The 11,682-nt window shown below is 37.5% G+C and carries 12 protein-coding genes; 1 reads left to right on the top strand and 11 read right to left on the bottom strand.

Annotated features, from left to right (window positions below; genetic code table 11):
- Position 1: 1 nt before the first annotated feature.
- Positions 2-1,141, top strand: a complete 1,140-nt coding sequence (locus EA772_RS00290) for a cytochrome-c peroxidase (protein WP_124910750.1) — start codon at positions 2-4, stop codon at positions 1,139-1,141.
- Between the two features lie 168 nt (positions 1,142-1,309).
- Here the strand turns inward: EA772_RS00290 and murI are convergent, their stop codons facing one another.
- The 11 genes from murI to EA772_RS00345 all read right to left on the bottom strand — a co-directional run bounded on the left by murI (position 1,310) and on the right by EA772_RS00345 (position 11,609).
- Positions 1,310-2,128 carry a glutamate racemase gene (murI, locus tag EA772_RS00295; protein WP_124910751.1) on the bottom strand — a complete coding sequence of 273 codons (819 nt, stop codon included), beginning with the start codon at positions 2,126-2,128 and terminating at the stop codon, positions 1,310-1,312.
- Positions 2,129-2,301: 173 nt separating this feature from the next.
- A complete protein-coding gene (locus EA772_RS00300; protein WP_010602608.1) occupies positions 2,302-2,880 on the bottom strand; it encodes an OmpH family outer membrane protein in 579 nt (192 codons plus the stop codon).
- Positions 2,881-2,941: 61 nt separating this feature from the next.
- On the bottom strand, positions 2,942-3,469 hold the full coding sequence (locus tag EA772_RS00305) for an OmpH family outer membrane protein (RefSeq protein WP_124910752.1): 528 nt from the start codon (positions 3,467-3,469) through the stop codon (positions 2,942-2,944).
- Between the two features lie 98 nt (positions 3,470-3,567).
- Positions 3,568-6,108, bottom strand: a complete 2,541-nt coding sequence (gene bamA / locus EA772_RS00310) for an outer membrane protein assembly factor BamA (protein WP_124910753.1) — start codon at positions 6,106-6,108, stop codon at positions 3,568-3,570.
- Between the two features lie 152 nt (positions 6,109-6,260).
- Positions 6,261-7,001: an isoprenyl transferase gene (locus tag EA772_RS00315; RefSeq protein ID WP_010599493.1), complete on the bottom strand. Its 741-nt coding sequence runs from the start codon at positions 6,999-7,001 to the stop codon at positions 6,261-6,263.
- Between the two features lie 19 nt (positions 7,002-7,020).
- On the bottom strand, positions 7,021-7,818 hold the full coding sequence (locus EA772_RS00320; RefSeq protein WP_124910754.1) for a DUF6089 family protein: 798 nt from the start codon (positions 7,816-7,818) through the stop codon (positions 7,021-7,023).
- Positions 7,819-7,820: 2 nt separating this feature from the next.
- On the bottom strand, positions 7,821-8,702 hold the full coding sequence (locus EA772_RS00325) for an NAD kinase (protein ID WP_124910755.1): 882 nt from the start codon (positions 8,700-8,702) through the stop codon (positions 7,821-7,823).
- 9 nt (positions 8,703-8,711) lie between these two features.
- Positions 8,712-9,374: a CBS domain-containing protein gene (locus EA772_RS00330; protein ID WP_010599490.1), complete on the bottom strand. Its 663-nt coding sequence runs from the start codon at positions 9,372-9,374 to the stop codon at positions 8,712-8,714.
- Complete coding sequence (locus EA772_RS00335) at positions 9,374-10,138, bottom strand: alpha/beta fold hydrolase (protein ID WP_010599489.1); 765 nt, start codon at positions 10,136-10,138, stop codon at positions 9,374-9,376. Before EA772_RS00335 ends, EA772_RS00330 begins: the two co-directional genes overlap by 1 nt.
- A gap of 191 nt (positions 10,139-10,329) precedes the next feature.
- Entirely contained in the window at positions 10,330-10,770 is a 441-nt protein-coding gene (locus tag EA772_RS00340) for a GatB/YqeY domain-containing protein (RefSeq protein ID WP_010599488.1), read from the bottom strand.
- An 80-nt stretch (positions 10,771-10,850) separates the two neighbouring features.
- Complete coding sequence (locus tag EA772_RS00345; RefSeq protein ID WP_010599487.1) at positions 10,851-11,609, bottom strand: SDR family oxidoreductase; 759 nt, start codon at positions 11,607-11,609, stop codon at positions 10,851-10,853.
- Positions 11,610-11,682: the final 73 nt, after the last annotated feature.

The following is an 11,682-nucleotide window of genomic DNA, read 5'->3' on the forward strand; positions in this document are numbered from 1 at the left end:
CATGAATAAAGTATTGGTCACGCTTGCCTTAATCCTAACCGGATTAATCTTATTTTCTTTTCAATCAACGAATTTTAATGATGATGATGAATTGAGTATAGATAGCTTGCGTAAAGTTTATTCAAAACCTACTGACCAGTGGCCAAAACCCACTGTTGATAAAGGGGCCGTTTTTCAGGAATTAGGGGAACTTCCACCCTCACCGGTTGATCTAAAAAATGATTCGGTGAAGAATGTGGTAGAACTTGGAAAAATTTTATTTTTCGATCCTCGATTATCAGGCTCTAATCAGATTTCTTGTTCAAGCTGCCATGCACCAGATTTGCATTGGTCTGATGGTCGCCAGGTTTCTGTTGGTCATGATCATTTAACCAATATCCGTAATGCACCATCTTTAGAAAATGTATGGTTTTATAAACGTCTATTTTGGGATGGAAGAGCAGCAAGTTTAGAGGAGCAAGCAGAAAGCCCGGTAGCAGCACACAATGAAATGCATCAGGACATGAAAATGCTTCCTAAAAAACTGACGAAAATAAAAGGTTATCAACCATATTTCACAGCAGCATTTGGATCGAAAACAATTACCAATAAAAGAATTTTCGAAAGTCTGGCTACTTTTCAACGCAGCATTGTGAGCAGAAGAACACCATTTGATCGTTTCCTGGCCAGAGACAAAAAAGCCTTGAGTGATCAACAAATTGTGGGCTTACATCTGTTCCGTACCAAAGCCCGCTGCATCAATTGCCATAATGGCCCTTTGTTTACCGACAACGAATTTCATAATGATGGTTTGACCTATTTTAAACGTAAATACGAGGATTTAGGCCTATACAATGTCACCAAAAAACCTGAAGATGTGGGTAAGTTCAAAACACCTGGATTGAGAAATGTGATGAAAACTGCTCCATGGTTTCATAACGGATTGTTTCCTGATATGGATGGAGTGATGAACATGTACAATGTCGGCATGCCTGTGCAAAGGGTTAGACCAGAACAGGAAAATGATCCGTTATTGCCTAAAAATGATAAGCTTTTAAAAGGTTTAATGTTGAGCAAAGCTGAAAAGGATGCTGTCGTTTCTTTTTTAGATGCACTCACCTCTCCTACTGTTTTAGTTCGGGTAGAGAAGTTGCCGCAGTAGTTTTACTAGATAGCCGTTCGGTCATTATCCCTAAGCTTAACTGGTGTTTTCGTACATTCACTCAATTCACTTAGGGTTACTAATGTACCAAGTAGTCCTATCGCATGCAACGTCATACCCTAAGGCATGATAAAGGCATTTCAAGGCATCTTTAATACCAATATGCTCTTACATCTTTTCTGATTTCAAATCCTCCCCAAAAAAGATCGAGGCATGTTCATCAAATGCTAGCGGATCGCCGCTGGTGAAAAATGATTTCTCCTGGTTCCTGCTCAGTTTCTTTTCGATGTCAGGATGTCTCTGTAAGTAATCGACCAAGCTGACCGCTACTATTTCGCCTTGTGTTAGAATATTGATATAATCTGGAAACACTTTTTTGAGCTTAGGCAGCAATAAAGGATAGTGTGTACAGGCCAATAAAACACAATCAATATCGTCAGACTGTGTCATCAGCTGGCGGCAATACTCATTAATAAAAAAATCAGCCCCACTTTGAAGATGCTCGTTATTCTCAATTAACGGCACCCACATCGGGCAGCTCTGTTGGTAAACTTTTATCTCCGGGAAAAATTTGTTTATCTCCAGCAGGTAAGATTGAGAATTAACCGTTCCCCGTGTGCCCATCACGCCTACAGTTTTGCTTGATGTGAATTGGTTGATCACTTCGGCAGTTGGCCTGATTACCCCAAGTACCCTTTTGCCAGGATACTTTGCAGGCAAATCTTTTTGCTGAATGGTACGAAGTGCTTTTGCTGAAGCAGTATTACAGGCCAAAATTACCAATTCACAGCCTTTGTCAAAAAGCCATTCCACGCATTCTAAAGTATATTTATAAATGGTATCGAAAGAATGATCGCCGTATGGAGAACGGGCATTATCGCCTAGATAGATGTACTGATAGTCTGGCAATCGATCGGCTATAGACCTGAAAACCGTTAATCCTCCATAACCAGAATCGAAAATACCTATTGGAGATGTTTTTTGCATTTATTGATTAAATGTGGAAGCGTTAAAACAAAATCTTAACATTACAACGTTACAATGTTTTTTGTAACCTTACAACACTAGTCGAAAAAAAAACGGAATCAAGTTTCCCCGATCCCGTTTTATATTTTGAGTTAGCCATGGAGACTCACGACTCCAGACTAAAAACTTAAGACTTATTTCTTTGGTGCAGCTGGTTTAGCAGCAGTAGCAGAAATACCTAATTTACTTTTAACTGCAGCAGTGATATCATCGCCACCTTCCCAGAAAACTAAGTTGTTACCACCTTGTCCGTTCGCGATATCGAAAACGTAAGCCAAGCCTTTTTCTTTAGCTACAGCAGAAATTGCAGTTGCCACTTTAGCCTGAATTGGTTGGAATAACTCACCTTGTTTAGTACCTACATCCTGAGATGCTTTAGTACGGGCATCAGTAATGCGTTTCTCTAAATCTTGTAACTCTTGTCCGGCAACTTGTAATTCTTTACCAACTTGCTCTTTGTTCGCCTCGCTTAAAGTTTTTTCTTTAGCCTGGGCAGCAGCCAATTTAGTTTGATATTCTTTGATCATTCCATCAATGCTTCCCTGTAAAGATTTACCTAAAGTTTCTAAGGTAGTTTGAGCTGTTTTAGCTTCAGGAAGATTAGCAAAAACATCTTCTGAATTAATGTGACCTAATTTCTGTTGCGCACTTGCCATATTCGCTGTAAACATTAACCCTGCTGCTACAAAGAATACGTTAATTAACTTTCTCATCGTTCTATTTTACTTTTTTTATTTTTTTATTGTTTTTCTAAATTCTAAGGGGGCGAATATACTAATTTCCTGACCCTGGTTTGTAACCTAATTTCACAATTACATCATTACTAACATCGTAGCTGCTGCTTGCATAAATCATCATGGTTGCTTCACTGCTCTTGTCAAAAATAAAATCCAGATATTTTGCTTTTGCAATTTGTTTAATCACATCAGAAACTTTATCCTGAATTGGTTTGATTAATTTGGTTCTGGCTTGAAAAAGTTCACCATCAGGACCAAACTTTGAGCGTTGAAATTCCTTTGCTTGTTTCTCTTTTTCGATAATTTCGTTTTCACGGCGCTTACGCATATCATCGGTTAATAAAACCTGATCAGCCTGATAGGCTTTATACATCCTATCTATTTCAGAAAAGTTTTGATCTACCTGTTGTTGCCATTGTTTTGATGCGCCCTCTAACTGGCTCAACGCCGATTTGTATTCAGGCATCTGCTTCAAAATATACTCTGTGTCTACATATGCAAACTTTTGTGCATAAGCACCAAAAGTGGCGCAAAGTAAAAATGCGATAAAAAGATACTTTTTCATTTGTGTGTGTTTTATAATTCGTTTATAACCTAAGCCTTGTTTAAACTCAACTTATAGTGTTTTATTGCATATTTAATTATTTTTTTACGCTTTATCAATTAAAATCCACCTAATTGTTGTGCGATACTAAAGTGGAACTGACCTTTGTTTGAATCTGGCAAGCCTGGAATCGCATCAAAACCATAACCATAATCAATACCCAACAAACCAAAAATCGGTAAAAATATTCTGGCACCAACACCAACTGATCTTCTGATATTGAATGGATTAAAATCACTAAACCTGTTCCAGGTGTTACCACCCTCAGCAAAGGCCAGCACAAAGGCTGTAGCTTGCTGACTTGCTATAACCGGATAACGTGCTTCCAATACATATTTCGTATAAATAGGGCTACCAGATTGTTGTGCAATACTTGGGTTTGATCCTACCGGGATAACTGTATTGTTGGCATAACCACGCATCGCGATCAGCTCTGATCCTTGTAAGAAATCAAAACCTTGCATACCATCACCACCCAATTTAAAACGCTCAAATGCTGACTGACCTACTGCTTTATTATACTGACCTAAGAAACCAAACTGTGCCTGTGCCTTAATTACAAAGTTACCTGCTACACGTTGGTACCATTGTGAATCAAATTTCCATTTATGATATTCCGTAAAACGATATTTCTCCTTATCAGGTGCTGTTGCATAGTTCGTTTTATTGAATAATGAATAAGGTGGCGTAGCCTGAACAGTGAAACGAATGAATGAACCTGATTTAGGGAAAATAGGCGAATCCCTTGAATCGCGGCTAATCTCCTGAGATAAGTTTAAGTTGTACGATGTACCCGTATTAAATAAATAACCTTGATAATTATTTAGAATGTATTGTTGTAAGTTAACAGCATGGCTCAACTGAAAATAGTTATCTGGCCAGTTTAACCTTCTACCTAAACTTACGGTAACACCATTCAAACGAATTTTCATTAAATCTGAATCGTTTGTTGCTGCATTTGATTGCAATGAAGTAAAAGCACTTACACCAAAACTTACTGGTTTCTCGCCACCAAACCATGGTTGAGAGAAAGAGAAACTGTATGATTGATAATATTTACCGTTCGTTTGTCCACGCAAACTTAATTTTTGTCCATCACCTTTTGGAAGTGGTTTGTAGGCTTTTAAGTTAAATAAGTTTTTTAACGAGAAGTTATTAAATGTTAAGCCCAAAGTACCGATAATACGGCCACCACCAAAACCTCCTGATAACTCAATCTGATCTGAAGGTTTTTCTTCAACAGCATATTCGATATCAACAGTACCATCTGCCGGATTAGGACGAGGTGTAGGAACGGTTTTAGATTCGTCAAAGTTACCTAACTGACCAATCTCACGAATGGTACGGATTAAATCACTTTTATTGAATTTTTGTCCTGGTTTTGTACGAATCTCACGTAAAACCACTTTATCATTGGTAATGGTATTTCCTTTTAATGTAATCCTGTTATTGGTGTATTGCGGGCCTTCATACATCCGCATTTCTACATCAACTGTATCGCCATATATTTTGGTTTGAACCGGATCGATATTAAAAGTTAAATAACCGTTATCCGTATACATACTGTTGATGTCTCCACCATTTTCACCACCACCATTTAGCTTTTTATTTAGCTTTTCTTCACTAAATACATCGCCTTTCTCAATAGTTAATACCTTATTTAAAATACTGTCAGGGTAAATCGCATTACCTGCCCACGTAATATTTCCGAAGTAATATTTCTTTCCTTCGTAAAGATCCATTCTGATATTAACTCTTTTTTTATTGTGTTGATAGATGGTATCTTTCAAAAGCTCAGCATCACGGTAACCCTTCTCATGCATTTTAGCTACCATTTTCACTTTATTCTCTTCATACTTTTCTTTAGAGAACTTTCCTGAACCCCAAAAGCGCCACCACGCAAACTGCTTTGGATTTTTCAAATACTTTCTCAGTTTGGCCGCTTTGAAATCTTTATTGCCTGTAAAATCGATATGCTGAACTTTAACACGTCCACCTTTATCAATATTTGCTTCCAAAACAACACTATTCTCTGCATTTGGATCTTTACGGGTAGTATAATTAATCGTGGTAAAGAAATAACCTTTATCCAACAGGTACTTCTTTACAATGGCCGAAGTGGTATTGTATAGGTTATCATTTACGATTTTACCGGTTTTATCATTTAACTTTTCCTGAATCGCTGTTTTTTGTGATTTACTGATTCCCTTTAAATCAATTGAGCTTAAGCGAGGGCGCTCTATCACTTCAATTTCGAAATACACTGAATCCTGAACAAACTTTTCGATATTAATCTTAACATCATCAAACAATCCTTGTGCCCAAAGCGTTTTAATGGCATCAGAAGTAGCTTCACCAGGAAGAACAACTTTATCGCCTTTGGTTAATTTAGATAGGGTGATTAAAACATCTTTATCAAGATACTGGGTTCCGGTTACGGTTGTGCCACCAATGATATATTCTTTCGGACTAAAATAATCGAGATCTAAGCCTCCAACTTTTAAAGATGGGGTTGCTGGTGCCTTACCTGTAGGACGTATTTGAGCGAAGGCCGGAGCAGCTAAAACGAGTAGGATTAAAACTTGAAATATTCTTTTCATTAAAATAATTTGTTCAGTAATGGCCACGAAGGTAACAATGTTTTTCAAGCAAATTTTTGGTTTGCCATGTTTCCCTTTTGATGGTTACATTTATCGTATAAAAGTGGTGCTAAGTTAGTTTAAACGCTTGTTAAAAAGTGTTAAAAGAAAAATTAGTTCAATTGTTCACTAATTTTACCAAACCGGCGTTCGCGTTTTTGATAATCAACAATAGCCTCAAAAAGATCTTCTCTTCTGAAATCCGGCCATAATACATCAGTGAAATAAAACTCCGTATAAGCCATTTGCCAAAGCAAATAATTGCTGATTCGGTGTTCTCCACTAGTTCTGATCATTAATTCAGGGTCTGGAATATTTACAGTAGTAAGTTTGGATGAAAAAAGATCTTCATCAATATCATCTAACGTAATGGAATTGTCTTTTACTGCTGCCGCGATTTTTTTTGCTGCCTCCAAAATTTCCCATTTGGCACTGTAGCTTAAAGCTAAGGTTAGGGTACATTTCTCATTGTGAGCAGTTTTTGCCATAGCCTCTTTTAAGTCATCAATACATTCTTGTGGTAAAGATGCTATGTTACCGATGGCGTTTAGCTTAACATTATTTTTGTTCAGGGTTTCGGTTTCCCGGTTAATGGTCGAGATCAAAATCTGCATCAACGCATCTACTTCTTCTTTAGGCCTGTTCCAGTTTTCTGTTGAAAACGCATACAGTGTGAGGTATTCAATACCCACTTCTACGCAACCTTCTACAATATCTTTCACTGAAAGTACACCTTGTTCATGCCCGAAAACACGTACTTTGCCCTGGCCTTTTGCCCATCTTCCGTTACCATCCATGATCACGGCAATGTGCTTTGGCAGGCGGCTATAGTCTATTTGTTCTTTAAAATCCATTAATTATGTCAAAATCAGCTTAAAACGAGTAGCATTTTGAGGATACAAAGGTAAAAGATATGCCAACACTAACAAATAGATAAGTGTCCCTTTTTCTAAAATCACCTCTTTGTGTACCAGGTACACCAATCTGACCGATAGATGGATCGGATAAATTTATGGAAGGATTGCCAACAACTACCTGTCTTTCCAGGCCAGGATATCTTCCACTCACATCGTCGATATAATCAGTTAGCGGTGTTCGGTAGCCTAATTCTGTAAATACACTCCAGGTATCTTTATAATTGTAGCGCAAACCAACGCCGTATGGAATAGTTAAAACAGCATTTTTATATCCCTCCTCTTGCCCCTCAGTAGCTAACCGATCGAGCCGATAGGTTTCTCCATCGTATTTAAACTTAGGTTTAAATGCTACAAATCCTGCCCCTGTAAAAAGGTAGGGCGTAAACTGACGCGTACCACCACCAAGCTTAAAATTAAAAAAATTGAAATCAACCAGGGCACTTATTTCATTTAGAGAAGTATTAAAACTTAAATTGCGATCTCTGAACTGGGCATTGTTTGATTCAGAATCTTTGGCTTGAATTTGGCCATAAGTATAGTTTAAACGAACACCTAAATATTGATTAAAATTTCTTTTAGCATACAAACCACCCGATAATCCACTAATTTGCAAAGGGTTATTTTGATTTAAATCGCCCATATAGCCTGCTCCTCCACCCATAAGGCCGATTTCCCAGTTACCTTCCTGAGCGTGAACAACTTGCTCGGAAATGGTAAGAAAAGAGATGATTAACAGGAATTTGTTTAGCGTCATACTTAGTAGTTACGGGTATCAATTCCCCATAATAATTTATTCCTTAACGTGTTTAAATAAGTTTCATTGTTAAGTCGAATAAGATTTATACAAAAGTCGGCTTTTTTTATTGATATTTTAACTGATCTTTCTACCGTAACGGTTCTGCTATCGCATGATACCAGAAATTTTGATTCTCTGGCTTCTACTTCGAACGATAATTTATTATCATCCGGCACTACTACCGGGCGTACATTTAGATTATGCGGTGCAATTGGGGTAACTACAAAATTTTCAGAATCCGGATAAATAATAGGACCGCCACAACTTAATGAGTAAGCAGTTGAACCGGTTGGCGTAGCGATAATTAAACCATCTGCCCAGTACGAGTTGATAAATTCATCATTCATTGAAGCATGAATAATCATCATTGCCGAATTATCACGTCTGTGAATGGTAATGTCGTTTAATGCGAAATTTTCTTCGCCAAACAAACCATTATCCGATTCTAGCACTAAAAGCGATCTCGTATCTAAAGTATATTCACCATTTATCAGCGCATTTAATGCCGATTCTATTTCATTTTTATTGATACTAGCCAAAAAACCTAATCGGCCAAAATTAATTCCAATAACCGGAATATTGGAATTGCGGATTAATGAAAGTGTATCTAGCAATGTTCCATCACCCCCTAAACTTAATAAAACATCTGCATTTTCTTTCAGTTCTTTATGGTTGTGAAAAATAATGGTGTTGGAAGGCAGTTTTATTTTACCGTGAAGAGATGTTTTAAATTTCGAATATAAAACGGGCTGAATCTGGTGTGTTGCCAAATGATCAAAAACCTCCTGTACGTAAGGCAAAACCGTATCGTTAAAATCTCTTCCGTAAATTGCAATCCTCATAAAGTAGCCTTATACATTTAAATAGTTCATGAAGGAATCATATCGTTCTTGAGAACCATCATCAATTTGGGTATTGTTATAAACTTCTTTTACCAGATAATCATATCGTTCAAAAGAAGCAACAAGTGAAGTAATTTCTGTTTTATTTACTTTCAACGTTACCTCCATCCGGGTAGAATCGTTAAAAGAATTAACATAGGAAGATAAAATCTGAGCATTATCTGCTTCTACGATTTGTGAAATATGCGCCAGAGAATTATCGCGGTTGCTAATTTCCAGCACAATAATACCTCCTGGCTCATTTACCGCATACTGCGCTGCAACGGCATCTACCATGTTATTTATCGATACTAAACCAACATAGTTTTTCTGCTGATCGAGCACTGGTACAGCGGTAAGCTTAAGCTGACTCATTAAACGAATTACATCATAAGTATGTGCATCGCTTAAGGTAAAGGCATTTAGCATATTTACCGCAGGATCCGACAAGAGGATATCGTGATTATGAATGCTTTGCAAATCATCTTCCGACACAAGACCCAAAAAAGCAACCTCGTTTACAACAGGCAAATGCTTAAGTTTAAATTCGTTCATACGATCTAAAGCATTTTGCACAGTATCATCGGTTCTCAATGATGGGATAGCATTCGATATGATTTCTGCAGCAAACATTATTTTAATAAAATTCTATCTAAAAACTTCTCCAGGTAGGCGTTAAATATCTCCGGATGTTCCATCATTGGCGCATGACCACATTGATCAACCCAGTTCAACTCAGAATTGGGCAACAGCTGATGAAATTCCTCTGCCACTTCCGGTGGTGTAACCTTATCGTTTTTACCCCAGATTAATGAAACCGGGATAGTAATTTTTGATAGTTCTTTTGCCATATTATGGCGAATGGCAGATTTGGCCATGGTTAAAATCCTGATGACACGCGATCGGTCATTTACTGTTTTAAACACATCATCAACAAGCGCTTTGGTCGCCGTAGCCGGATCGTAAAATGTAAATTCTACTTTTTCTTTGATGTAATCATAACTCTCTCTGCGAGGAAATGAGCCTCCGAAAGCATTTTCGTATAAACCAGAACTACCTGTTAACACCAAAGCCTTCACGAATTCCTGATGGGCAACGGTAAAAACCAAACCAACATGACCGCCCAAAGAATTACCAACCAAAACAACCTGATTTAATTTTTTAAACTTTAAAAAACGATGTAAATATCTGGATAGAGCTTTAACACCTAAAGTTAAAATCGGCAATTCGTAAATAGGTAAAATTGGGATAACAACATGATAACGATCTTTAAACTGTTCAATAACAAGCTCCCAGTTGCTTAATTCGCCCATTAGGCCGTGTAGCAATACCAGCGTCTGGCCTTTTCCAGCTTCGATGTATTTAAATCCGTCTTCTTCTATTATCTCGTAAGTCATATATATTCTAGATGGTATTGTGCACTAAGTTAGTAGAGTAAAATTAAATTTTCGCATTTCTATGCCATTTTTCTGAAATAAAACTGAAAACGGTATAAAAACCCTATTTAAATTATCTAAACGCGACATCGTGTATGAAGAAATTTATTTTAAGGTTCGATTTCCCTGTTAATTTTCAGCTTTCAACTCCATTAAGCAAGCTTTTCTTTTACAATCTCAGCAATTAATTTACCATCAGCTTTGCCTGCCAATTCCTTGTTGGCCAGGCCCATTACCTTACCCATATCTTTAACCGATGTAGCGCCAGATTGTTTGATTACCTGCTCAATAATCAATTCAACTTCAGCCCTATCTAACTGCTTAGGCAAAAACTGATTAATTACCGCAATTTCCTCTTCCTCTACCTGAAATAAATCTTCACGGTTTTGAGATTTATAAATATCTGCAGACTCACGACGTTGTTTGATTAACTTCTGTAGGATTTTCAACTCAGTTTCTTCAGTAATTTCTTCTGAGGAACCTTTCTCGGTTTTAGCCAAAAGCAGCGCAGCTTTAATGGCTCTTAATCCTCTTAATTGTGCGTTATCTTTAGCCAACATGGCTTTCTTTATTTCCTGATCTATTTGTATCATTGGTTTTTTCGTTTTTTGGATATTTTGTCTTTTAGCTTTCAGTGTTAGTTAATGCCCACCCCACTAAAAAAGCCAAACAACTATTTCCTATCTATAATCGTAGCTGTTGCCTGTACGGTTGGCATAATTAACATATCATTAATGTTTACGTGCTTTGGGCGGCTAACCACATACCAAATGGCATCAGCAATATCATCTGCAATTAATGGCTCTAGGTTTTCGTAAACCTTTTTTGCCCGCTCTTCATCACCTTTAAAACGCACAACAGAAAATTCCGTTTCTACCATTCCGGGATTAATTTCAGTAACCTTAATACCGTGAGGCAGAAGATCGATTCGCATGCCTTTACTCAGTGCGTCAACCGCGTGTTTGCTGGCACAATATACATTTCCGTTAGGATAAACCTCTTTACCTGCAATTGAGCCAATATTCACAATGTGACCCGATTTGTTTGGAATCATCCAGTTGGAAACAATTTTAGTTACATAAAGCAGCCCCTTTACATTGGTATCGATCATCGTATCCCAATCATCAGTGTTTCCTTTATCAATTGGATCCAATCCCTGGCTTAAACCCGCATTGTTTACCAAAACATCAATCTTTTTCCATTCTGCTGGTAAAACTTCCAGCGCTGCTGATAATTTTTCTTTATCACGAACATCAGTCAAAACCTGTTTAATTTCAACTGCATATTTATCTGCTAAGTGGTGCGACAATTTTGCAAGTCTGTCTTCGCGACGGGCAAGAAGAATGAGATGATAACCTTGTTGAGCAAAAGTATGTGCGCAAGCCTCGCCAATACCAGAAGTTGCGCCTGTAATTAATGCAATTTTAGCCATATATGAATAATTTAGCTTCAGTAAACCAAATAAGCTATAACAGCCTTTGATTTAGATAGGCAAGCAAAGGTAA

This window comes from Pedobacter sp. G11, assembly GCF_003860265.1.
GTDB lineage: Bacteria > Bacteroidota > Bacteroidia > Sphingobacteriales > Sphingobacteriaceae > Pedobacter > Pedobacter agri.

What these genes read in the sequence shown, in the direction of transcription:
- EA772_RS00290 (WP_124910750.1), top strand. Translation starts at nt 2, where the DNA reads ATGAATAAAGTATTGGTCACGCTTGCCTTAATCCTAACCGGATTAATC.
- murI (WP_124910751.1), bottom strand. Translation starts at nt 2,128, where the DNA reads ATGCAAAAAACATCTCCAATAGGTATTTTCGATTCTGGTTATGGAGGA.
- EA772_RS00300 (WP_010602608.1), bottom strand. Translation starts at nt 2,880, where the DNA reads ATGAGAAAGTTAATTAACGTATTCTTTGTAGCAGCAGGGTTAATGTTT.
- EA772_RS00305 (WP_124910752.1), bottom strand. Translation starts at nt 3,469, where the DNA reads ATGAAAAAGTATCTTTTTATCGCATTTTTACTTTGCGCCACTTTTGGT.
- bamA (WP_124910753.1), bottom strand. Translation starts at nt 6,108, where the DNA reads ATGAAAAGAATATTTCAAGTTTTAATCCTACTCGTTTTAGCTGCTCCG.
- EA772_RS00315 (WP_010599493.1), bottom strand. Translation starts at nt 7,001, where the DNA reads ATGGATTTTAAAGAACAAATAGACTATAGCCGCCTGCCAAAGCACATT.
- EA772_RS00320 (WP_124910754.1), bottom strand. Translation starts at nt 7,818, where the DNA reads ATGACGCTAAACAAATTCCTGTTAATCATCTCTTTTCTTACCATTTCC.
- EA772_RS00325 (WP_124910755.1), bottom strand. Translation starts at nt 8,702, where the DNA reads ATGAGGATTGCAATTTACGGAAGAGATTTTAACGATACGGTTTTGCCT.
- EA772_RS00330 (WP_010599490.1), bottom strand. Translation starts at nt 9,374, where the DNA reads ATGTTTGCTGCAGAAATCATATCGAATGCTATCCCATCATTGAGAACC.
- EA772_RS00335 (WP_010599489.1), bottom strand. Translation starts at nt 10,138, where the DNA reads ATGACTTACGAGATAATAGAAGAAGACGGATTTAAATACATCGAAGCT.
- EA772_RS00340 (WP_010599488.1), bottom strand. Translation starts at nt 10,770, where the DNA reads ATGATACAAATAGATCAGGAAATAAAGAAAGCCATGTTGGCTAAAGAT.
- EA772_RS00345 (WP_010599487.1), bottom strand. Translation starts at nt 11,609, where the DNA reads ATGGCTAAAATTGCATTAATTACAGGCGCAACTTCTGGTATTGGCGAG.